Below are 23,131 nucleotides of genomic sequence, written 5' to 3'. Positions count from 1 at the left end.
ACCTAACGATGCGAGTCTGCGGCTCAAATGATGTGCGCCGACGCAGGCTTCCATGCCGATCAGGCAAGGCGGCATATTGGCGAGCCGCGCCTCCACCTGGCCACGCGACCACTTTTGCCGCAGCACGATGGTGCCGCGCGTATCGTGGCCCACGACGTGGAACGAGTTTTTGCCGATATCGATGCCGATCACGGCGATCGCGGTACTGGGTGTCTGGGACATGGCGTGCTCCCTGTCTTGGCGCCCCTGGCCAGCTTATCGCTGGCGGGGCAGGAGCACGGCCGGACCATCCCATTAGGAGACTTCGGGCGGCTGAATTACTCAGCCGCCGCCAGTCGGCCAATCTGTAGCTCTCTGCTGGCATGCCGGACCACTACCACAGCCCCCTGAATCGCAAGCAACGACATGATCGTCGCCACGACGATGTCGGGCCAACCTGTCCCGGTCCCGAACACGCCAGCCGCAGCTAACAGCACCGCGAGGTTACCCAGAACATCGTTACGAGTGCAAATCCATGCAGACCGCATGTTTGCATCACCGTGACGATAAGCCCAAAGCAGACCAAACGAAGCTGCGTTCGCAACGAGAGCGGCAGCTCCCACGGTGCCCATCGCGAAAGCGCTCGGAAGCGTTCCGTGCAGAATATGCCAGATGACGGTTGCAACGACCCATACGCCAAACATGCCCATTGTGGCGCCCTTCGCAAGGGCCGCACCAGCTCGATAGCGGAGTGCCAGACCGACAACGAGTAGGCTGATGGTGTAGTTCGCAGCATCCCCTAGGGAGTCGAGTGAATCGGCTTGCAGGGAAGCTGATCCGGCAGCAAGACCCGCGACCACCTCAACGGCAAACATAGCGGCGTTGATAGCAAGCACAGTCCAGAGCACCCGCCGGTAGGCGGCATCTCGTTTCTTGTTCCCGCCGAGGTTCAAGGGCGGTGGAGCGCAACAGCAGTCGTTCATGAGCCGAAGATAAGTTGAATCGGGACGCGTCGCCAGTGCGCTTTAGGTCGTCTGTTGGCCCATAGCAGACTCGCCAGAGCGATCCGACGCTGTCCGCTTCCGGGAGCAGATCGGACACTGCCTGGTTTCGCTCCCTGATCGGCTTCAGCAACCCCGCCCTAGAACTGATACCGCCGCAGCCCCCCATCCACCGGGATCACCGTCCCCGTGATGTACCGCGCCACCGGCGAGGCGAGCTGCGGGCAAGAGCACGGCGCGAATCCAATCGGCGGCCTTGAGGGAATTCTTGACCGCGTTAAAGTAGCACATTCCACGACCATAACCGGCCAACTGACGGTTTGCCCTGAATGCGAGAACTCCTGTTCTTCATCGCGTCGAGCTTTTGGGCGGGCGCCGCACATGCGGCGACACCGGGGCACGGCAAGACGATCGCGGCTGCCTACATCGTTGGTGCGCGCGGCAAGCCGATCGACGCCGTGATCCTTGGAATTTTCGTCACGCTTTCCCACGTCAGCGGTATCGTCCTGATTGGCGTGCTCGCTTCGCTCGGCTCGGCTTGGTTGCAACCGCAGCGGATTGAAGCTTATCTGGCGGTCGTAGTCGGCAGCCTGGTGATCGTGCTCGGCCTATGGATGCTATGGGCGCAGCGCGATCTTGTGGCGCTCGCTATGGGCGAGGCTTATCAGCCGGGCGATGCTGCGCGTCGTACGGATGCCCACGCGCGCGATCAGGGGCACGACCACGCTCACCACGACCACTCGCATAGCCATGGGCATGCTCATGGCGATGGCCGTCGCGAGCCTGTAGTCTGGCATAGCCACGGATTCGGCAAAGTCCATGCCCACCGGCTTGACGTCATGGCCGAAAATCGTCCGAAGTTGCCGGTGCTGCTGGCGTTGGGTGTTGCAGGTGGCCTGCTCCCAGATCCCGCCGCGCTGGCGCTGCTGCTCGGCGCCTTGTCGAGCGGAAAAGTCATGCTGGGCGTGATCACCGTCCTGGTATTCAGCCTAGGCTTCGCGGCGACGCTGGTGGTGGTTGGCATCGTTGCCGCGAAAGTCGGCGAAAAGGTGCTCGACTGGCTGGACAGCATCTGGATGGTCCGCCTGCAGATCGCCACCAGTCTGCTGATCGTCGGGATGGGCGTCGTGCTGACAATTCGGGCGGTATCCGAACTGGCGGCATTGTCGGCGTCTTAACTCTCTTTGTGTCTTCTGCGCTCAGGGTGCCCCCGCATGCTTCGCCGGCAGCATGCCTACAAATCCGCTAATGTCCGCGTACCAGACATTGCCATCGCGATCGACAGCGACACTGAATGGCCGGGCATTGTCGCGCGGCAGCGGAAAGACCGCGATGCGGCCATTGCGCAATCGCCCGACACTCGCACGGCGCATCATGCCGAACCACACGTCGTCGTTGGGAGCAATGGCAATACCGCTTAGGCCGACGTTTTCCTGCCCCACTTCGACATCCAAGAATTGCCCATCCTTGAAACGCCCGATTTGGTTGGCGCGGAATTGCAGGAACCACACCGAGCCGTCGGAACCAGCCGCGACGTCAGTTGGCACGGCGCCACCGTGGGGGAGGTCGAACGTCTTGCTAGTCCCATCGGCGGCGACACGGAGCAGTTGGTTGCCGTTCTGCAGTGTCGCCCACACGGTGCCATCGGTGGACACGGCGATGCCATAGGGTCCGCCCCTCGCAGACTCGATTCGATGGCGGGTAAAAACTCCGGCTTTTAGCCTGGTCACGCCATAGCCGGTCAGGTCGGCGAACCAAGCGGCTCCATCGGGCGCGATCGCCAGCCGTCCGAGGCGAGTGATCGGAGTATCGAGCATAAACCGTGCGATCTCGCCGCTACTGCTCACGCGCGTAATAGCGCGCGCGGCGAGGTCCGTGTACCAGGCGCTGCCGTCAGCAGCGACCGCGAGCCCGAGCGGCTCGATGTTGCGGTTCGATGTAGGTAGCCGCTCGATGCGGCCATTTCGTACACGGCCGATCGCATCGGCATGGTCGATGGTAAACCAGATACTGCCGTCGATGCCCGCTGCAATCGCGATTGGCGCATCCTCTGGCTCGCCCATGCGGTACTCAACAAATTTTTCCTTGGCGACGGCTCGTACCAGCACCAGCGCACCTCCCGCCAGAACCGCGATACAAAGCATTGCGACTAGCGCCCCGATTCCGAAGTTTACAATCCTTCGCGGCCGTACGAGTTTCGAAGTCGACACCAGTCACTCCACGGCTCTGATACCGTTCCTGAATCCAAAGTTCTCAACGATAGTGGCTGCGGCTATTCGCGTCAGTGGTACCGGCGGCCACGCGCGGATCAAAGCGACAGATCGGCTGCGCCGCGTTTGCGTGACAGGTAACGTACCACAAGGCAGCCGCCGATCAGAACGAGCAGAAAAAACGAGAGAGCACCGGCCAGGCTGATCGGTTCGATGCGCGCCAACAGGTTGCCGCCATCGACCGCCATGCGCCAAACCTCCGCATAGGGCATCAGCGAAAAGACTGCGTAGATGATACCCGCATCTTTCGGATCGCGGGCGAGAGGGCCGGCCTCGATATGAATCGGAAGGTTGTCTTCTTTCTGCGTCCACGTTTCTCCACCGTCCTCGCTGCGGTAGATTCCGCGATCAGAGGAAACCACCAGGATCATCGCGTCGGCGCTCGCCGCGATACCGCGCACTCGGGCTTTCGGCTCAGGCAGTGAACGTCCAACGGAATGCCAATCGGAACCGAGGTCGTCGCGGACAAGGACTCCGCCGCGCGCCGCCGCCCACAGCCGATGCGGCCGCGTCGCATCGGCGGCGATCGTGTCGACGGGCGCGTCTGCGCCGCCAAAACCGGCGTCGGACCAGGTGCGTCCCCCATCGCGGCTGATCATCGCCTGGCCGTCAATCACGGCCGCCAGAGTGTCGGCCGATCCCGCAAATGCCGCCAGCGCCGTCATTTCGCTCGCCTGCGGGAGCCCGGGCACGACCGCATAGGTGCGCCCGCCGTCCTCGCTCGAAAACAGCCCGCTGCGGCCGAGCAGATAGAAACGATTGTTCGCTGGTCCGCTGACCAGAGCTCGCGCCGGAATCGCGGAGTCCGGGGCCCTGGCGCGCAGCCAGCCGTTGCGGTCGCGGCGAAACACACCGTTTGCGGCCGCGCACACAGCCAACTCGCCCTCCGGCGAGAAGGCAAGCGCGAATACCGCGCCGATGACAAGATCTCGCGCCTCCGGCACCCAGCTCCGACCTCCATTGTGCGAACTCAAGATTCCGAGGTCGGTGCCGACCAACAGGTGGGACGAATCGCTTGGGTCGACGGCGACGACAAGTGCCGCATTGAGAAACAGGCCGACATCCGCATTCAACCAGGCGGCGCCGAGATCACGGGAGCGAAACACGCCACCATAGCTGCTCGCGTCATGAGCAGACACGCTGCCAGTCAAAAGGAACATCACGCAGGCAAGCCAGAGGGGCAGCCAACGCGCGCAGATACTTCTTCTTCCAGTCGCAGGATCAAGCGGTCGAGGTGGGAAGACTGATCCCACCTCGAAAACACCTCTCATGGCTTGCGCGACTTTTCACCCGGCGCCAGCGTGAGCTCGGCCATGCGGCCGCCGTTCAGCGCCACCCAAGAATTCTTCGTCAACGGATATTTGTCCGTGTAGCTCAGCGGCTCGTGGGCGGCGACGCAGTTGTTATAGCCGCCGGTGATCTTGTAGCACTTCTCATAGGCGAGAAACTGCTGGACGGTATCGGTCTGCTGCACGTTCGCCGTCATCCAATCGCGGATGCCCTCGTACGACGAAAACGCGTCCGAGCCAAACACTAGCTTACCGATGCTGGTCGGCACCTCGAGCAGTTGCGAGCCGGCTGTATGAGCGCGAAACGCCGGATGAATCCGCACGCCCGGCAGGATCTCCATCTCGCCGTCGACGATCACCGCCTTGCCCTTCAGCACCTTGCCGTAGACCTCCTCGACGGTGAGCGGCATGTAGCCGCAAGCAGGCGTACGGTTGCAGCCCCCCGGATCGGAGTTAACCGCCCGGATGTGCGGTTCCGGATAGTTGAGGGCCCATTCAATCGCTTTTAGCTCTTCGCGCTGGACGTAGAGCACGGCATTGGGCAGGTCAGACAATTGGCCGGCGTGGTCCCAATGAGCGTGGCCGATCACCACCTTGGTGACATCGGCGGCATTGAAGCCGAGAGCCTTCAGCTGGTCCGGCAGTGGAGCCCAGTGATCCGACCCGGTCATCTTCAGGTAATCCTGCTGCTTCCAACCGGTATCGTAGAGGATCAACTCGCTTCCGCATTTGATCACGCCGACGTTTACCGGCAGATCGACGCTCGCAATGTTGCTCTCCGGCTTGGTGCTGCCAGGCACGAAAGTGCGATCTGGCATGAAGGATCCGAACGGCACGTTCATGAAACGGCTGCTCTCGATCAGCCATGCCGAGCAGACCGGTTGTTGGGCCTGCGCAGCCAAGCCGAATAGGCTTGTCATCGCCGCCATCCCCGCGGTCAACGCAAACGAACGGATTCTAGGTGCACATCTTCTCATTGCGTTCCTCCGTTACAGCTACATGATTTCCTTTTGACTGGAAGACGGATTTCGCTTGCTGCTTCCCTTCGATCGACCACTAGTGCGGCTTGTATTGTCCCGGCCAAAGCACTTCGCCAACGCGAAGCATGTACTCCGAAGCCTTCACATCCAAACTATGCGCAACTTGGAGCCGCTGCGAGTCGCCGTCTTCGGCGAACTTTAGCATCTCGGTCGCGGCGTTGGCGTAGAGTGCCATCGCGTCGACGTACTGCGACTGTGTCTTCGATAGCGAGGGTGGCGCGCTCATGGCGCGGACCTGCATTTCGGCATCATGAAAGAATTTCGCCAGCGGCTCGATCTTTCGTGCGAACGCCTGTGCGTCCCGATCCTCGGTCTGATAGGTGATGCCGGCAAAGCTCAATGCCACCGCCGACCGCGTCGCCTCACGGTGGACGGCCCACAAGGTTGTCGCGAAGCGCTCCTCGTCCGCCGTCAACGCCGGCAGCTGCGCCTTCTCGGCCCGCGCGTTGAACGTTTGCAGCGCTGATTGCGACCGCGGCCGGATCTCGTGTAGCCATGCCGCACCCGCGGTTGCCGCGAGCGCCACAACGACGCCCGCCAGCAACAAGGATCGCCCACCGGCCGTGCCGATCGTCTGAATGGCGCATCCTCCATTTATAGTTGCGGCACTCTATCCCTCGGTTTCCGCGGCGGTCAACCGACGCGGCGGCGAAACAGACCTGCCCGCACCAATTCCTTGCCGTCGTCAACTTGCGGTCAATGGGGTTCCCAGGTCGGCGCGCCAGTGAACAGGCCCCCATCGGCAAAGCCGATCCCGTAGACCAGCACCAGCCCGAAGACGAAGCTAACGAGCCCCGAGGCCACCCGGAGCCGCCAATTGAATTTTGGCAGATTGACCGCCGTGAACACAAACGGCGCCGACAGTATCAGCGTGATCAACATCATTCCGGTGATGGTGCCGAGCCCGAACAGCAGCAGATAGCCGAGCGCAGCGATCGGCTCGCGTATGATGGATAGGACCATCAGGGCGACGGCGGCCGATCCTGCAAGGCCGTGCACGAGGCCGACCGCGAAGGGGCGCAGCCACTCATAGAGCGCGATCCGCCCGAGCCAGGATCGGTCAAGCCGCGCCAATGGTGTATGCTCCTCAGCGTGCCCGTGCGCACCGAGGTGGTGACCGTGCGGGTGCCGGTGCACGTAATCGCCGTGTGCATGCAAGTGGTCATGAAGATCGAGCGCATGTCCGCTGCGGACGCCGGCATGGACGTGAGCTGTGCCGACCGCGCGCCCGATCCCCGTCAAGGTGAGAACGCCGAGCAGGATCAGCATGATGCCGACCGCAAATTCCATCGACAGACCAAGCTGCGGCGGGATAACGACCCCGAACACGACGATCGCGGCGCCGACCGCCATGACCGTGATGGTGTGTCCTACGCCCCATGCGGCACCGATCAGCGCCGAGCCCGCCACGCTGCGTTCGCGGCTGACGATCGTCGCGATAGCGACCACATGGTCGGCGTCGGTCGCATGCCTCATTCCGAGGAAGAAGCCGAGCAACAGGAACGACAAGACATTCAGGGCAGTTCCGGTCATGCGCACACGCTAACATGGCTATCCCCGAGCCGTAACATCCAATGTCTCGACCCGACGACACCAATTCGAGTTTGCGTGCGCGCGCCCTGAGTACGGTTGAGTGTGGGGCATGCGCCCGGCCCCGCATGCTTGGGTAACCGTATTGTCGTGCTCATGTCCGGGTCCTGGCCCATGGCCGACCCGCCAGAGCGCGAGCCGACGCTGTCCGCTTCCGGGACCAGATCAGACGCTGCGCGCGTTCGCTCCCTGATCGGCTTCAACAACCCCGCCCTAGAACTGATACCGCCGCAGCCCCCCATCCACCGGGATCACCGTCCCCGTGATGTACCGCGCCACCGGCGAGGCCAGGAACACCGCGAGCGCCGCGAGGTCCTCCGGCTCGCCCCAATAGCCGACCGGAATCTCTTCCTCGGCAAAGCGCTCGCGATAGTCCGGCGGATAGTTGCGGCGGATCTGCTCGCTCATGATGCGGCCGGGCGGGATGCAGTTGATGGTGATGCCGTGCTCGCCGATCTCGCGCGACAGGCCCTTGGCCCAGGCGTGCACGGCGGCCTTCGCGGCGAACGCGGCGTTGAGCCCTTCAGGCTCGGATTTGCCGGTGATGTTGACGATGCGACCCCATTTGCGTTCGATCATCTGCGGCAGCAGCGCATGCGCGATGCGGCGGTAGCTGGTGAAATTCAGCGCGATCGCTTCGTCCCATTTGCTGTCGGGCGCATCGACCGGCAGCGGGCGGCTGCCGCCGGCATTGTTGACGAGGATGTCGACATGGCCGAGCTCTTTGAGCGCGAAGGCGGCGATCTTCTCTGCCGCGTCCTTGGCCATCACGTCCTGCTCGAACGGCGTGATCAATCCGCCGCCGACCTCCTGCACCAGCTCGGCGAGGAGATCAGTGCGCCGCGCCACACCGACCACGCGCACGCCTTCGGCCGCGAGGCCCTTGGCGATGGCGCGGCCGATGCCGATGCTCGCTCCGGTGACGACAGCGGTTTTCGATTTGAGCCCGAGATCCATGGTCGCACGCTCTCTTGTTTGGTTTCTTGTTGCGGTTCGTTTCCTGCCCGTCCCTGTCAGGAGAATTGCCTGAGCGGGACGAGCAGTGGTAACCAAGAGCCACGTTGAAGGAAACACGAAAAAGAAAAGGCTGAGACGATGGTCTGGGATCCGCAGCAATATCTGAAGTTCTCCGGCCATCGGCTCCGGCCCGCCGTCGACCTGTTGATGCGGATTCCGGATTTTGCGCCGCGCGAGATCGCCGATCTCGGCGCCGGCGCGGGCAACGTCACCAGGCTGATCAGGGAGCGCTGGCCGGATGCGACCGTGACCGGCGTCGAAGGCTCGGCGGAGATGGTTGCCGCCGGCCGCAAGGCGGCGCCGGACGTGCAATGGTCCCATGAAGACCTCGGCCAGTGGCGTCCGGCCAAGCGATATGACTTGATCTATTCCAATGCCGCACTGCACTGGCTGCCCAATCATGCGGCACTGTTTCCGTCAGTGATGGAGAAGGTCGTGCCCGGCGGCATGCTCGCGGTGCAGATGCCACGCAACTTTCTGGCCCCCTCGCATGTGCTGATCGGCGAGACCGCCCTGAACGGCCCCTGGCGGTCCAAGGTCGAGCATCTCGTCACCCCGTCGCCGGTCGAGGGGCCGGCCTTCTATCACGATCTTCTTGCTCCGATGTCCGACAATATCGACATCTGGGAGACCGAATATCTTCAGGTGCTCGAAGGCGAGAACCCGGTGAAGGAATGGACCAAGGGCGCCTGGCTGACGCGCTATCTCGATGTGCTCGCGGGCGACGAGAAGGCTGCCTTTGAGGCGGCCTATGGGATGCGGGTGGCGAAGGCGTATCCGAAGAATGCGGCGGGGCAGACGCTGTTCCCGTTCCGGCGTCTGTTCATGGTCGCCCAGCGCAAGGGCTGATGGCATTGCCGCAATGCGACATAAGCGCTCGTTCCCCGATGCACGCGCGGGTGTCGGGTTGCGTCAGCAACGGCCGCCAAGATAGCTTGGCTGCGGCAAATTGGGCTTAGGTCTAGTTGTTCGGGTGGCGGATTGCTGCCACTACTGAAATCGGAAAACAAAAAAGACCCGGTTTTAGAGGTTGTTGGGAGGTTACTTCATGCGCAAGCTGCTCCTTGCGGTCGTCGCTGCGGCTGTTCTCATGGCCCCTGCTGTCGCCCAGGCCCAGAGCCCGATCAGCATCAAATTCAGCCACGTCGTCGCCAACGACACTCCGAAGGGCAAGGGCGCTCTGAAGTTCAAGGAGCTCGCCGAGAAGTACACCGACGGCAAGGTCAAGATCGAAGTCTATCCGAACTCCTCGCTCTACAAGGACAAGGAGGAGATCGAGGCGCTGCAGCTCGGCTCGGTGCAGATGCTCGCGCCTTCGACCGCGAAGTTCGCGCCGCTCGGCATCAAGGAGTTCGAGGCGCTCGACCTGCCCTGGCTGTTCAAGGACGACGAGACCTATGCCAATGCGATGAAGGGCACGGTCGGCAAGTGGCTGTTCCAGAAGCTGGAGGCCAAGGGCATCAGCGGCCTCGCCTATTGGGACAACGGCTTCCACATGGTGTCGTCGAATCGTTCGCTGATGAAGCCGGAGGATTTCAAGGGCCTGAAATTCCGTATCTCGGGATCGAAGATCGCGGACCAGTATTTCCGCCTGATGGGTTCGATCCCGCAGATCATGGCGTTCTCCGAGGTCTACCAGGCGCTGCAGACCGGCGTGGTCGACGGCTGCGAGAACACCGCGTCCAACTATTGGACGCAGAAGTTCTACGAGGTGCAGAAGGACATCACCGTGTCCTATCATGCCCATCTGCAATATGCGGTGATCGTCAACTCGAAATTCTGGTCCGGCCTGCCGCCCGACATTCGCGCCCAGCTCGAGAAGGCGATGAACGAGGCGACCGACTACACCAATTCGATCGCACGCCAGGAGAACGAGGACGCGCTCGCCGAGATCAAGAAGGCGGGCAAGACCACGCTGCATTATCTCACCGACGCCGATCGCAAGGCGTGGCAGGAAGCGATGCAGCCGACTTACAAATGGGCGAAGGGCCGGGTCGGGCAGGAAGTGCTCGATCTCGTCGCCAAGGAACTCGACGTCAAGATGAACTGACGCGATTTCCGGAGGAATAATACAAACGGTCGGGAGTATGTGCGCTCCCGGCCGTTTCGCATCGGTAGGGGGACCTTGATTTGCTTCGCGTGCTCAACCAGGCGCTCAATCATCTCGAAGAATGGTTGATCGCGACGCTCATTGCGGCCGCAACCGGCCTGATCTTCATCGCGGTCCTGCATCGCTATGGCGCGGGCGAGTCGATCGTCCTGTCGCGCTGGGCGGCCGCACACGGGATGACGTGGCTCGCGACGCTGTCGATGACGGTGTTCACCTTCCTGTCCGAGCTCGACCTGTCATGGGCGCAGGAACTCTGCATCTACATGTTCATCTGGATGGCGAAGTTCGGCGCGGCCTATGGCGTGCGCACCGGCATCCATGTCGGCGTCGACCTGCTCGTCAACCGCCTGCCCGAACATTCGCGCAAGCACGTGATCCTGTTCGCGCTGCTCTGCGGCGCGCTGTTCACCGGCATGATCGCCGCCTTCGGCGCCTCCTTCGTGAAGGAGATGTTCCACACCGGGCAGCAGTCCAACGATCTGGAAGCGCCGATGTGGTTCGTCTATCTGGCGATCCCGCTCGGCTCCGGCCTGATGTGTTTCCGCTTCCTCCAGGTCTCATGGTTCTACTACTGGACCGGCGAGCTGCCGCACCACGACGAGACCCGTGTCGAAGGCGTGGAGGCCGACGTCTCGCCCGCGCTGCATCCGCAGCCCGCCGGCGCCGCGACCAAAGCCGCCGCGCGAAAAGTGTCGCCGCTCGGCGTCATCCTGATCCTGGCGCCGATCCTGATCTTCGCCATGTGCCTTGCCGAGAAGTTCGGCGTGGTGCTGCTGCCGCACTGGATGCGGGCCGCGACCGTCTTCGCGCTGCTGATCGCGCTGATGCTGACCGGCATCCCGGTCTCGATCGCGCTCGGCCTCACCGTGATGACGTTCCTGTTCACGCTGACCACGGTGCCGATCGAAGCGGTCTCGATGAAGCTCTTCACGGGCATCGAGGGCTTCGAGATCATGGCGATCCCGTTCTTCATCCTCGCCGGCAATTTCCTCACCCATGGCGGCGTCGCGCGCCGCATGATCAATTTCGCGACCTCGCTGATCGGCCACTGGCATGGCGGTCTTGGCCTCGCCGGCATCGTCGCCTGCGCGATGTTCGCGCTGGTCTGCGGCTCGAGCGTCGCGACCGTTGCCGCGATCGGCGCGATCGTGCTGCCGGAGATGGTCCGGCACGGCTATCCCATGCATTTCGGCGCCGGCATCATCACGGTCGCGGGCTCGCTCGGCATCCTGATGCTGCCGTCGATCCCGAAGATCGTCTACGCCGTCTCGACCAATACCTCGATCGGCGCGCTGTTCGTCGCAGGCCTCTTGCCCGGCATCATGCTGACGACGATGCTCTGCATCGTCACCTGGTGGCTCGCGCGCAAACGCGACTATCCACGCCTGCCGAAGGCGAGCTGGGGCGAGACCGTCCGCACCTTCCGCGAGAGCATCTGGGGGTTGATGCTGGTCGTCATCATCATCGGCGGCATCTACAGCGGCCTGTTCACCGCCACCGAGGCGGCGGCGATGGCCGCGGTCTACTCCTTCGTCATCGCGGTGTTCGTGTACAGGGCCATCGGGCTGAAAGACGTGCCGCGGGTGCTGCTCCGCGCCGCCAATACCAGCGCGATGCTGCTCTACATCGTCACCAACGCGGTGCTGTTCTCCTTCGTGCTCTCCAACGAGAACCTGCCGGCGACGCTCGCCGACTGGATCGCGGCGCAGAACCTCGGCTGGGTCGGCTTCCTGCTGGTGGTGAACATCCTCTTGCTGCTCGCCGGCAACTTCATGGAGCCGAACTCGATCATCCTGATCATGGCGCCGATCCTGGCACCGGCGGCCAAGAAGCTCGGCATCGACCTCGTGCATTTCGGCATCGTGATGGACGTCAACATGGAGGTTGGCCTCTGCCATCCGCCTGTCGGCCTCAACCTCTATGTCGCCTCGATGATCGCGCGAATGCGAATAACCGAGCTCGCGGTCGCGGTGCTGCCGTGGCTGATCACCATGCTCGGCTTCCTCGTCATCGTGACCTACTGGCCCGATTTGACGCTGTGGCTGCCGCGGGTGCTGGGGATGCATTAGCGAGGGTGGCGAATTCGGTGCACGCTCTCCCCCTGTGGGGGCGCCTGTGCTGCCTCCGCCAATGATGGCAATCGACCGCGAGATGCGGTTAGATGCCGCGCAACAGGCCGGAGGAAACCGAAATGACTGAACTCAGCCGCGAACCGAAGGACGCAACACCGTCCGTCATCGCGCGGCAAACGGCGATGCTGAATGCGCTGCCGTTTTCCGACACGCGGGATTTCGACGATGCCGCGCGCGGCTTTCTCGGCACGATCGAGAATGCGGCGATCACCAACCCGCAGGGGCGGACGGTCTGGAGCCTCGAGCCCTACGGCTTTCTCTCCACTGAACAGGCGCCGCCCACGGTCAATCCCAGCCTGTGGCGGCAGTCGCGCCTCAACATGCAGCATGGGCTGTTCGAGGTGGTGCCGGGCGTCTACCAGGTGCGCGGGCTCGACATTGCCAACATGACGCTGATCGAGGGCGAGCGCGGCGTCATCGTCGTGGACACGCTGACCTCGATCGAAGGCGCGCGCGCCGCGCTCGATCTCTACTTCAGGCATCGCGGCACGAAGCCGGTGGCCGCCGTCATCTTCACCCATACCCACACCGACCATTGGGGCGGCGCGCGCGGCGTGCTGGAGGAGGACGCGCTCGCCACGGCCAGCGTGCCGATCATCGCGCCGAACCTGTTCATGGAGCACGCCGTCTCCGAGAACATCATCGCGGGACCTGCAATGCTGCGGCGGGCGCAGTATCAGTTCGGCCCGTTCCTCGCCAAGGGCGTGCGCGGGCAGGTCGATTGCGGGCTCGGCAAGTCGATGGCGGCGGGCTCGGTCGCGCTGCTGCGTCCGACCGACCTGATCATCGCGACCGGCGACAGGCGCGTCATCGACGGCGTCGAGTTCGAATTCCAGATGGCGCCGAACAGCGAAGCGCCGGCGGAGATGCACTTCTTCATCCCGCGCTACAAGCTGCTGAACCTCGCGGAAAACTGCACCCACAATTTCCACAATCTGCTGCCGTTCCGCGGCGCCGACGTGCGCGATGCGCTGGCCTGGTCGAAGTACCTCGGCGAGGCCCTGCAGCTGTGGGACGGCAGGGCGGAGGCGATGTGCGGCCAGCATCACTGGCCGGTGTGGGGACGCGAGCGCATCGGCGCCATGATCCGGCAGCAGCGCGATCTCTACAAGTTCGCGCACGACCAGACCATCCGCCTGATGAACCATGGCCTCACCGCCGCCGAGATCGCCGAAACGATCCAGCTGCCGAAGAGCCTGGAGGGCGCCTGGCACGGCCGCGGCTATTACGGCCACATCCGGCACAATGTGAAGGCGATCTACCAGAAATATCTCGGCTGGTACGACGCCAACCCGGTCAATCTCGATCCGCTGCCGCCGGTGGCCTCGGGCAGGAAGTATGTCGAGTATATGGGCGGCGCCGACTCGATCCTCGCCCGTGCGCGGACGGATTTTGACAAGGGCGAATTCCGCTTCGTCGCGCAGGCGCTCGGCCATCTCGTCTTCGCCGAGCCTGACAATGCGGCGGCACGTAGCCTGCTGGCCGATACGCTGGAGCAGCTCGGCTATGCCGCCGAGAGCGCGACCTGGCGCAACGCCTATCTGTTCGGCGCCCAGGAATTGCGCCAGGGCATGCCGAAGGCCCCGCCGCGCCCGCCGATGCCGCGCGAGACGCTGGCGGCGCTGCGCACCGGGCAGCTCTGGGACGTGCTCGGCATCCGCCTCAACGGCCCCAAGGCGGAAGGAAAGCAAATCGTGCTGAACTGGCGTTTCTCCGACACGGGCGAAACCTTCGTGCTCAACCTGGAGAATTCTGCGCTGACCTATAGCGAGGGCGTGCAGGCGGAAAACGCCGATGCGAGCTTCACGCTCGCGCGCGCGACGCTCGACGAGGTCATCGCGAAGCTCACGAGCTTTCCGGAGGCGGTCGCCGCCGGCAAGATCACGCTGTCAGGCAATCCGATGAAGCTCGCCGAGCTGATGGGCCTGATGGACGAGTTTCCGCGGATGTTCGAGATCGTGGAGCCGAAGCGAGCGGTGGTGGGGTAGGGCTTCTCGTAATGGCGCGTTGAAGCCCCAACACACTCTGTGTCGTCCCGGCGAAGGCCGGGACCCATAACCCCAGGGAGAAGTCGTGGCGCGAGACTGGTCACTCCGAGTCTTCGCCAAACCGCATTCTGTGGCTATGGGTCCCGGCCTCCGCCGGGACGACGGGTGAGATTGTGGCAGCTACTCCGCGCTGCTCACCAGCTTGATCCGCGGCGCCTTCGCTTCGGTCAGGCTGCGATAGGCGGCGAGATAGTCCAGTGCCATGCGCCGTGCCGTGAACCGCTTTTCGAACTGCTTGCGGATCGCCGCGCGGTCCAATTGCGGAAGGCGTTTGATGACGCCGGCGGCGCTGATGACGTCCTCGACCACGAAGCCGGTGAGGCCTTCATCGATGATCTCCGGCACCGAGCCGCGGTTGAAGGCGACGACCGGCGTTCCGCAGGCCATGGCTTCGATCATCACGAGGCCGAAGGGCTCGGGCCAGTCGATCGGCAGCAGAAGTCCAAGCGCACCGCTCAGGAAATCCGACTTCTCATGATCGCCAATCTCGCCGATGAAGTCCACCAGCGGATTGTTCTCGATCATCGGCCGGATCAGCTCGTCGTAATAATCCTGGTCGGCGCGGTCGACCTTGGCCGCGATCTTCAGCGGGATGCCGCAATGGGTCGCGATCTTGATGGCGCGGTCGACGCCCTTTTCAGGCGCGATGCGGCCGAGCACGGCGAGATATTCCTGCTTGGCCTGCTTCGGCGTCAGCAAGTTCTCCGGCAGGCCGTGATGGATCGTCGTCACCCAGTTCGCCTGCGGCACCGGCCGCCGCTGGGCATTCGAGATCGAGATCACCGGCATCTTGGAGAAGATGTTGAACACCGGCTGATGCTCCGGCAGGTCGAGCCGGCCGTGCAGCGTGGTCACGAACGGTGTTGGCTGCCGGTGGAACAACGACCACGGATAATAATCGAGATGGAAGTGGAGGAAGTCGAACTCCTCGTCGTCACATTTCTGCCGCACACGCTCCAGCAGCACCATGTGCAGGGCGTTGGGGTCGCGCACGGAACCGTCGAGGCGAAGCGCGCGCGGCCAGAGGGCGTCCAGCTTCGCCGACGTCTGCGAGTCGCCACTGGCGAACAGCGTCACGTCATGTCCCAGGGCCACCAGCTCTTCCGTCAACCAATGCACCACCCGCTCGGTGCCGCCATACAGCTTGGGTGGAACAGCCTCCGTCAACGGAGCTACCTGCGCGATGCGCATCTCACCTTCTCCTCTGCGATCATGAACGTTGAAAAACCCCCAGCCTGTGCGGCACCGGCTATGCCAGGGAAGGGAACGTTCCCGCACTTGCGAAGTTCCTCTCAACAAACGTTACATATTCGACACGTCGCGCGTCTTGTCTCGATGCTGCCATCTCCTCTTCGCAGATCGTCCGCATCCGCATGTCGTGATCGTCTGGCCCGGAACCGGGACGAAGCGGTCGATGTTCAGTCGGCTGGTAGAAAAAACTGTAATCATCACTACGGGGCGACAGCCACATGGATCATCTTTCTGGATACGCGCGCAGACCATTTGCCTTTGTATTGCGCTATCTTCGGCGTCGGCTTGCCTCCCACCTGGTGATCCTGACCGCTGTTGTTGCAGCCGTTGCCTGCTCCGTGGGCACGCAGTATGGCGTCAAATCGCTGGTCGACAGTCTGTCGGCGGGAACCGCGCATGGCGGCAGCGTATGGCTGGCATTCATTCTGCTCATGTCGCTGATCGCCGCCGACAACTTCCTGTGGCGGATCGCGAGCTGGACGGCGAGCTTTACCTTCGTCCGCGTCACCGGCGATTTGCGCCGCGACATCTTTCGCCACCTGACCGGACACGCGCCGAGCTACTTCTCCGACCGTATGCCTGGCATGCTGACCAGCCGGATCACGGCAACATCGAACGCGGTGTTCACGGTCGAGAACATGTTCGTCTGGAACGTGCTGCCGCCATGCATTGCCACAATTGCGGCAATCCTGCTGATTGGAACCGTCAGCCCCTACATGGCGCTCGGCCTGATCGTGGTCGCGGGCAGCATGGTGATTGCGATGTTCCATCTGGCCGCGGCCGGCAAGCCGCTGCATGACGACTTCGCCGACAAGGCGGCGGTCGTCGACGGCGAGATGATCGACGTCATCAGCAACATGCCGCTGGTCCGCGCTTTCTGCGGCATCAGCCACGAGCATGAGCGGTTCGATGCGACCGTGAACCGGGAACTCACCGCGCGCGGCCGCAGCCTGCGCTATCTGGAGAAGCTGCGGCTCACGCATGCCGGCGTGACTGTCGTGCTCACCATTGCGCTGATGGCCTGGGCGATCACGCTCTGGCAGGACGGTCAGGCGACCACCGGCGACGTCGTGCTGGTCTGCACCCTCGGCCTGTCCATTCTCAACGCCACGCGCGATCTCGCAGTTGCGCTGGTCGACGTCACCCAGCACGTCGCGCGGCTGACCGAGGCGATCGCCACGCTGCTGGTGCCGCACGAATTGCGCGATCACCCCGAGGCCGAGCCGCTGGTCAAGAGCGGCGCCGCGATCGCGTTCAACAACGTCACCTTCGGCTATCCCGGCGGCGAGAAGATCTTCGAGCGGTTCAGCCTGCGGCTCCAGCCCGGCCAGCGCGTCGGCCTGGTGGGCCAGTCCGGCGGCGGCAAATCGACGCTGTTCACGCTGCTGCAGCGCTTCTACGACGTCGACGAAGGCAGCGTCACCGTCGACGGCCAGGACATCGCGATGGTGACCCAGCTCAGCCTGCGTGAGGCGATCTCCGTGGTGCCGCAAGACATTTCCTTGTTCCACCGCTCCATTCGTGAGAACATCCGCTACGGCCGGCCGAACGCGACCGACGACGAGGTGCTGCGCGCGGCGATCGCGGCGCGCTGCGATTTCATCGATAGCCTGCCGGAAGGTCTCGACACCATGGTCGGCGACCGCGGTGTCAAGATGTCCGGCGGCCAGCGCCAGCGCATCGCTATTGCACGCGCCTTCCTGAAGGACGCGCCGATCCTGCTGCTGGACGAGGCCACCGCGGCGCTCGACAGTGAATCCGAGGAGGCGATCCGCGAGGCACTGATGCGCCTGATGCGCGGCCGGACTGTGATCGCGATCGCGCATCGCCTCGCGACGTTGCGCAATTTCGATCGCGTGGTTGTGCTGAAGGCCGGCAAGATCATCGAGGACGGTGCGCCCGATCGTCTGATGCAGGGTCACGGACCCTATCGTGAACTGGTGACGCAGGAGATGAGCCGGCTCGCGAAGTTCGCCGCGTAAACCGACAGTCGCGTTCGCGTTGGTTGCGTTTCGAAACAGGCGCAGGGGAGCAGCTTATGCCAGCCGAAGTCGTCACCAAGTTCGTCTCCGTGGCGCGGACCGTGGAGCAGGTCGCGGAGCAGCCGTTCTACATCCCGATGACGGGGCCGTCGGCGCGGCCGCGACGCTCGCTCAAGCACGACGATACCTTCATCGTGCTCGACAGCCACGGCGACATCGGTGCATCGGCCGGCGGCCCGGACGGCCTGTTTCACCATGACACGCGCTACCTCGCGCGGCTGGAGCTCGTGCTCGACGATCTCCAGCCCCTGCTGCTCGGCTCCAACCTGCGCGACGACAATTCGGCGCTGACCGTGGACCTCACCAACCCCGACATCTACCGTCAGGGTAGCCTCGTGCTGCAAAAGGACCTGCTGCACATCGTGCGCACGATCTTCCTGTGGCGCGGCACCGCCTATCAGCGCATCGGCGTGCAGAACCATGGCGATCGGCGCGCCAGCTTCGAGCTGACGCTGCTGTTCGACAATGATTTTGCCGATCTGTTCGAGGTCCGCGGCGAGCGGCGCCCGCACCGCGGGACCGGCGCCAGCCGCCTGCTCGGGCCGACCGACGTCCTGTTCGAATATCGCGGCCTCGACGATGTCGAGCGCACAACCGGCCTGCATTTCGATCCGCGTCCGACGCGGCTGTCCGTCAACGCCGCCACCTGGCAGCTCGAGCTGGATCCGCACGAGTCGAAATCGCTGTTCGTGGCCGCGTCCTGCAACCGGCCGGTGGCGGAGAAGCCGGCGCGCTTTTTCAGGGGCCTATTGGCCCACCGCCGCGAGATGCGCCAGTCGACCATGGGCGCGGCCAGCATCGAGACCTCCAACAACATCTTCAACGAGGTGCTGTGCCAGGCCATGGCCGACCTCAACATGCTGATGACGGAGACGCCGCAGGGCCGTTATCCCTATGCCGGTATTCCCTGGTACTCGACGACCTTCGGCCGCGACGGGCTGATCACCGCGCTCCAGATGCTCTGGGTCGACCCGCGGGTCGCCAAGGGCGTGCTGCGGCGGCTGGCGCATTTCCAGGCGAAGGCGATCGATCCGCTCGCCGACGCCGCGCCCGGAAAGATCCTGCACGAGATGCGCGGCGGCGAGATGGCGGCGCTGCGCGAGGTGCCGTTCTCGCAATATTACGGCAGCGTGGATTCCACGGCCTTGTTCGTGCTGCTCGCCGGAAGCTATTTCGAGCGCACCGGCGACGAGGCCACGTTGATCGAGCTGTGGCCCGCGATCGAGGCGGGGCTTGCCTGGATCGACGGCCCCGGTGATCCCGATCAGGACGGGTTCGTCGAATACCAGCGCGCGACGGAGAAGGGGCTGGCCAATCAGGGCTGGAAGGATTCCTACGACGCGATCTTCCATGCCGACGGCCGGCTCGCCGAGGGCAATATCGCGCTCGCGGAAGTCCAGGGCTACGTCTATGCGGCCAAGCAGCTTGCCGCGCGTTGCGCGCTGCGGCTCGGCAAGCCGGAGCGCGTGCGCAAGCTCGAGGCCGAGGCCAAGGCGCTGGCCGAACGTTTCGAGCAGGCATTCTGGTGCGAGGAGCTCGGCACCTACGCGCTTGCCCTCGACGGCAAGAAGCGGCCCTGCAAGGTGCGGACCTCGAATGCCGGGCAGATCCTGTTCAGCGGCATGATCCGCGAGGACCGCGCCCGTCTCGTCGCCGCCGACCTGATGCGGCCGCATTTCTTCTCGGGCTGGGGCATCCGCACGGTCGCGCAGGGCGAGGTGCGCTACAACCCGATGTCCTATCATGACGGCTCGATCTGGCCGCACGACAACGCGCTGATCGCGCTGGGGCTGGCGCGCTACGGCCTCAAGCATTCGGTGGCGCATGTCTTCAAGGGGCTGTTCGACGCCGCGACCTACATGGATCTGCGGCGGCTGCCCGAATTGTTCTGCGGCTTCCGGCGCGAGAAGCGGCGCGGCCCGACGCTCTATCCGGTCGCCTGCGCGCCGCAGGCCTGGGCCAGCGCGACGCCGTTCACGCTGCTGGAGGCGGCGCTGGGCATCGAGTTCGACGTGGCGCGCGGCGAGATCCGCCTGCGCAATCCGCATCTGCCGGCGTTTCTGAACGAGGTCATCCTGCACGATCTGCGCCTGGGCGAATCCAGCGTGGACCTGCGCGTCAGCCGCCACGGCGACGACGTGGCGCTGGAGGTGTTGCGCACGCGCGGCCAGATCCAGGTGTCGATCGTGCTGGCGCACTGACGGCGCGCCGGGAGGAGGGTTCATGCGTACCGCCGGATGGTTGGTCTTGAGCGTCGCGATCGTCGCGGGATGGACGGTCGCGGTATCGCGTGCCGCGGAGGAACAGCCCGCGCCCCCGAGTACGCCCCCGAGCGAAGCGAACGCGCCGGCGACGGCACAGCCGCCGGCCTCGGCGGTGCAGGTCACGCCGAAGGATGCCGCGCCGCCGCCATCCGTGACCATCATCGGCGCGAGCGATGCGCACGGTGTGCTCGGCCGCGACGTGCTCAGCGCGGCGAACGAGGACATGGGTCGCATCGTCGACGTCATCGTCGACCGGAGCGGGCACGTGCGTGCCGCCGTGATCGATTTCGGCGGCTTCCTCGGCGTCGGCAGCCGCAAGATCGTGGTGGACTGGAACGCGATGCGGTTCGGCAAGATCGCCAACAAGAAGGACAGCATCACGCTGGAATTGACCAAGGCGCAGGTCGCGGCCGCGCCGGAATACAAGGAAGACACGCCGATGGTGGTGCTCGGCGCATCCGGGAGCCTGCAACCGCTACAAGCGATTCAGTGAGGGGCGGGGAGGGATGGCCGCCGGTGCTGTTGTCGAGAAAGCCGAACCATGCAGCCGAGGATCGCGCCGGCCGCGTTGAGCAGGACAACCTTGCCGCGCCGTCGGCCGCAGGTATTCCGGCGCCGTCGCGCCGGAGCCTGCGCGGCCTCGACTGGTTCATCTTCTTCCTCGCCGACGTGCAGACCGGCTTCGGTCCCTTCATCGCGGTCTATCTGACGACGGAGAAATGGACGCAGGGCCAGATCGGCCTCGTGCTGTCGATCGGCGGCATCGTCGCCCTGATCGGGCAGATGCCGGGCGGGGCGATCATCGACGCGGCAAAATCCGAGCGGCTGGTCGCCGCCCTTGCCATCGCGACCATCGGCTTTTGCGCGCTCGCCTATGCCGCCATGCCGATCTTCCCCGTGGTCGTGGCCGCCGCGACGCTGCATGCGGCGGCAAGCTGCGTGCTGGGCCCGGCGATCGCCGCGATCAGCCTCGGCCTCGTCGGCCCGCTCGCGATCGGCGAGCGGCTCGGCCGCAACGCGCGGTTTGCCTCCCTCGGCAATGGCGTTGCTGCCGCCGTGATGGGCACGGCCGGCTATCTGCTGTCGAGCCGCTCGGTCTTCCTGGTCACGTTCCTGCTCGCAATCCCCACCCTGATCGCGCTGTCGCGCATCCGCGAGGAGGAGGTGGACATCGCGCGCTGCCACGGCGAGATGCCGCGCGAGGCGCAGGATCGCGGCGACACCAATGTCTGGCACCTGGTTCGGCAGCGGCCGCTGATCGTCTTCGCGCTCAGTGTGCTGCTGTTGCAGCTGGCAAACGCCGCGATGATGCCGCTGATGGCGAGCGCGGTGACGGCGCGGTCGAGCCAGTGGGCGACGGTGCTGGTCGCCTTTTGCATCGTCGTCCCGCAGGCGATCGTGGCGTTATTGTCGCCAACCGTCGGGCGCAAGGCGCAAGCATGGGGCCGCAGGCCGCTGCTGCTGATCGGATTCGGTGCGCTGGTAATCCGCGGCCTGCTGTTCGCGACCGTGCGCGATCCATATCTGCTGGTCGCGGTGCAGGTGTTCGACGGCATCACCGCGGCGGTGTTCGCGGTGATGATTCCGCTGATCGTCGCCGACGTCGCCTTCGGCAGCGGTCACTTCAATCTGGCGCAGGGCATCGTCGGCACCGCGACCGGCATCGGTGCGTCGCTGAGCACGGCGCTCGGCGGTTATGTCAGCGACAAGTTCGGCAACGCCACCGCCTTCATCGGCCTGTCCGGCGTTGCTGCGACGGGGCTCCTGCTGATCCTCCTCGTGATGCCGGAGACCCGGCGCAGGCTCTGAACCACAAAAGAAATGGCCGGCCGAAACGGGTTCGGCCGGCCAAGTGGGTGGGGAGGAAGAAAATCAGGCGTCGAGATTGTGCAGGCGCTGGCGGTTGCGCAACACGATCTGGCGCGCGCCGGAGAAGCCGAGAATGCCCTGGGTGTGAAGCTGCGACAGCGCGCGCGACACGGTTTCGAGGGTGAGACCGAGATAGTCGCCGATATCGCGGCGGCACATCGGCAACGCCATCATGCCGGCGACGGCGAGGCGACGGTCCATTTCGAGCAGGAAGGTCGCGACACGCTCCATCGCGGTCTTGCGGCCCAGCAGCAGCATGTGGTCTTCGGCGTGGCGAAGCTCGCCGGCGGTCATCGCCCAGAGCTTGCGGGCAACCTGGACGTCGATGCCGGCGGCCTTCTCGAGGCTGGCGCGCTTCACGAGGCGCACGGTGGTGTCGATGATGGCCTCGGCGGCAAGACGGTGAGCGGGGCCGGATTCGAGGCCGAACACGTCGCCGGCAAGATGGAAGGCGCCGATCTGGCGGCGGCCGTCGGAGAGGAGCTTGTAGCTGCGCACCGCGCCTGACACGACCTGGTAGACATATTCGGCCGGCTCGTCCTCGCCATAGATCTCCTCGTCCTTGCGATAGGAGAACTCGGTGGCGACGAGCCCGACATGGCCCGTGATCGCACCGAACTGGTCGGACACGTGATGGGGCGGAGCAATCTTGCTGCCGTTGATCTGAGTCTTGATCGTCTGGGTGTTGAGCGTCTCGGTCAGCATCTGCGCCATCTCCGTTGTGATGACACATTGGTACGCGGTATCGGGAGGTTCGAAAATTTCGAGCGATATCTTAAGGGGGTCTACCTACGTAGAACCCCGTAGGTCACGTCCGAGACCGGTCCTGGATGGCTCGGCGGATGCGCTTGACCAGGTTTTCGTCGAGAAGCGGCTTCAAAACCACGTCTTTTACGCCTGCTGCGGCGGCCCGGGTCGAGATGTTCTCGTCCGGATAACCGGTGATCAGGATCACGGGCGTGTCGCCGTCGGATTTGCGCAGGCGGCCGGCGAGCTCGATTCCGTTGATGTCGGGCATCTTGTAGTCGATCACGTAGCAGTCGGCCCCGGGCGCGCCGCCGGCATTGAGCAGCGCCGTACCGCTCCTGAAGGTCCGCACGGCAAAGCCGTCGGTTTCCAGCAGGAACCGCAGGGATCCCAGGACGGCGGCATCGTCATCGACCACAAAGACGGTGGGTTTTGCGGGGGACGGCAGCCGCTCATGATGTGAACTGACCTCGATCATGCTG

19 protein-coding genes and 3 pseudogenes are annotated in these 23,131 nt (G+C 64.3%); 10 read left to right on the top strand and 12 right to left on the bottom strand.

What is annotated here, in order from left to right:
• From E4K65_RS38535 to E4K65_RS49860, 3 genes and pseudogenes are all read right to left on the bottom strand, one after another.
• Positions 1-222 (bottom strand): annotated as a pseudogene (locus E4K65_RS38535) (IS110 family transposase); the annotation flags it as partial.
• A gap of 95 nt (positions 223-317) precedes the next feature.
• Entirely contained in the window at positions 318-962 is a 645-nt protein-coding gene (locus E4K65_RS38530; RefSeq protein WP_135178539.1) for a cation efflux transmembrane domain-containing protein, read from the bottom strand.
• Between the two features lie 158 nt (positions 963-1,120).
• Positions 1,121-1,198, bottom strand: a pseudogene (locus E4K65_RS49860) (3-oxoacyl-ACP reductase); the annotation flags it as partial.
• 111 nt (positions 1,199-1,309) lie between these two features.
• On the opposite strand from E4K65_RS49860, the gene E4K65_RS38520 reads away from it, so the two are divergent.
• On the top strand, positions 1,310-2,158 hold the full coding sequence (locus tag E4K65_RS38520) for a HoxN/HupN/NixA family nickel/cobalt transporter (RefSeq protein WP_135178538.1): 849 nt from the start codon (positions 1,310-1,312) through the stop codon (positions 2,156-2,158).
• Between the two features lie 21 nt (positions 2,159-2,179).
• Here E4K65_RS38520 and E4K65_RS38515 read toward each other — a convergent pair whose 3' ends face one another.
• From E4K65_RS38515 to E4K65_RS38490, 6 genes are all read right to left on the bottom strand, one after another.
• Positions 2,180-3,088 carry a Vgb family protein gene (locus tag E4K65_RS38515; protein ID WP_135178537.1) on the bottom strand — a complete coding sequence of 303 codons (909 nt, stop codon included), beginning with the start codon at positions 3,086-3,088 and terminating at the stop codon, positions 2,180-2,182.
• Between the two features lie 200 nt (positions 3,089-3,288).
• Positions 3,289-4,413 (bottom strand): WD40/YVTN/BNR-like repeat-containing protein, encoded by a 1,125-nt coding sequence (locus E4K65_RS38510; protein WP_135178536.1) that lies wholly within the window; start codon positions 4,411-4,413, stop codon positions 3,289-3,291.
• A gap of 104 nt (positions 4,414-4,517) precedes the next feature.
• Positions 4,518-5,468: an MBL fold metallo-hydrolase gene (locus E4K65_RS38505; RefSeq protein ID WP_167771491.1), complete on the bottom strand. Its 951-nt coding sequence runs from the start codon at positions 5,466-5,468 to the stop codon at positions 4,518-4,520.
• 127 nt (positions 5,469-5,595) lie between these two features.
• Positions 5,596-6,123, bottom strand: a complete 528-nt coding sequence (locus E4K65_RS38500; RefSeq protein WP_135178534.1) for a hypothetical protein — start codon at positions 6,121-6,123, stop codon at positions 5,596-5,598.
• A 152-nt stretch (positions 6,124-6,275) separates the two neighbouring features.
• On the bottom strand, positions 6,276-7,112 hold the full coding sequence (locus E4K65_RS38495) for a high-affinity nickel-transport family protein (protein ID WP_135178533.1): 837 nt from the start codon (positions 7,110-7,112) through the stop codon (positions 6,276-6,278).
• A 270-nt stretch (positions 7,113-7,382) separates the two neighbouring features.
• The gene (locus E4K65_RS38490; protein WP_135178532.1) at positions 7,383-8,126 is read right to left on the bottom strand and encodes an SDR family NAD(P)-dependent oxidoreductase; all 744 of its coding nucleotides are present in this window, start codon (positions 8,124-8,126) and stop codon (positions 7,383-7,385) included.
• A 138-nt stretch (positions 8,127-8,264) separates the two neighbouring features.
• Here E4K65_RS38490 and E4K65_RS38485 point away from each other — a divergent pair, with 138 nt between their 5' ends.
• The 5 genes and pseudogenes from E4K65_RS38485 (at position 8,265) to E4K65_RS38470 (ending at position 14,416) form a co-directional block, all read left to right on the top strand.
• Positions 8,265-9,035, top strand: coding sequence for a methyltransferase domain-containing protein (locus E4K65_RS38485; RefSeq protein ID WP_135178531.1), 771 nt, complete (start codon positions 8,265-8,267; stop codon positions 9,033-9,035).
• A 199-nt stretch (positions 9,036-9,234) separates the two neighbouring features.
• The gene (locus tag E4K65_RS38480; protein WP_135178530.1) at positions 9,235-10,236 is read left to right on the top strand and encodes a DctP family TRAP transporter solute-binding subunit; all 1,002 of its coding nucleotides are present in this window, start codon (positions 9,235-9,237) and stop codon (positions 10,234-10,236) included.
• Between the two features lie 236 nt (positions 10,237-10,472).
• A pseudogene (locus E4K65_RS49855) lies at positions 10,473-10,838 on the top strand (TRAP transporter small permease); the annotation flags it as partial.
• 243 nt (positions 10,839-11,081) lie between these two features.
• Positions 11,082-12,365 (top strand): TRAP transporter large permease, encoded by a 1,284-nt coding sequence (locus E4K65_RS49850; protein ID WP_027546576.1) that lies wholly within the window; start codon positions 11,082-11,084, stop codon positions 12,363-12,365.
• Positions 12,366-12,487: 122 nt separating this feature from the next.
• A complete protein-coding gene (locus tag E4K65_RS38470; RefSeq protein ID WP_135178529.1) occupies positions 12,488-14,416 on the top strand; it encodes an alkyl/aryl-sulfatase in 1,929 nt (642 codons plus the stop codon).
• A 180-nt stretch (positions 14,417-14,596) separates the two neighbouring features.
• Here E4K65_RS38470 and E4K65_RS38465 read toward each other — a convergent pair whose 3' ends face one another.
• Positions 14,597-15,667 (bottom strand): glycosyltransferase family 4 protein, encoded by a 1,071-nt coding sequence (locus E4K65_RS38465; RefSeq protein ID WP_135178528.1) that lies wholly within the window; start codon positions 15,665-15,667, stop codon positions 14,597-14,599.
• 278 nt (positions 15,668-15,945) lie between these two features.
• On the opposite strand from E4K65_RS38465, the gene E4K65_RS38460 reads away from it, so the two are divergent.
• The 4 genes from E4K65_RS38460 to E4K65_RS38445 are packed head-to-tail and all read left to right on the top strand — an operon-like array spanning position 15,946 to position 21,842.
• Positions 15,946-17,709, top strand: coding sequence for an ABC transporter ATP-binding protein (locus tag E4K65_RS38460; protein ID WP_135178527.1), 1,764 nt, complete (start codon positions 15,946-15,948; stop codon positions 17,707-17,709).
• Between the two features lie 56 nt (positions 17,710-17,765).
• Positions 17,766-19,970, top strand: coding sequence for an amylo-alpha-1,6-glucosidase (locus E4K65_RS38455; protein WP_135178526.1), 2,205 nt, complete (start codon positions 17,766-17,768; stop codon positions 19,968-19,970).
• Between the two features lie 22 nt (positions 19,971-19,992).
• Complete coding sequence (locus tag E4K65_RS38450; protein ID WP_167771489.1) at positions 19,993-20,526, top strand: PRC-barrel domain-containing protein; 534 nt, start codon at positions 19,993-19,995, stop codon at positions 20,524-20,526.
• A 23-nt stretch (positions 20,527-20,549) separates the two neighbouring features.
• A complete protein-coding gene (locus E4K65_RS38445) occupies positions 20,550-21,842 on the top strand; it encodes an MFS transporter (protein WP_167771488.1) in 1,293 nt (430 codons plus the stop codon).
• A gap of 63 nt (positions 21,843-21,905) precedes the next feature.
• Here the strand turns inward: E4K65_RS38445 and E4K65_RS38440 are convergent, their stop codons facing one another.
• On the bottom strand, positions 21,906-22,607 hold the full coding sequence (locus E4K65_RS38440; RefSeq protein ID WP_167771487.1) for a helix-turn-helix domain-containing protein: 702 nt from the start codon (positions 22,605-22,607) through the stop codon (positions 21,906-21,908).
• A gap of 103 nt (positions 22,608-22,710) precedes the next feature.
• On the bottom strand, positions 22,711-23,127 hold the full coding sequence (locus E4K65_RS38435) for a response regulator transcription factor (protein ID WP_135178523.1): 417 nt from the start codon (positions 23,125-23,127) through the stop codon (positions 22,711-22,713).
• Positions 23,128-23,131 lie beyond the last annotated feature (4 nt).

The organism is Bradyrhizobium niftali (genome assembly GCF_004571025.1).
In the GTDB taxonomy this organism is placed as follows: Bacteria; Pseudomonadota; Alphaproteobacteria; order Rhizobiales; family Xanthobacteraceae; genus Bradyrhizobium; species Bradyrhizobium niftali.
This window is presented reverse-complemented; position numbering and strand designations above follow the sequence as displayed.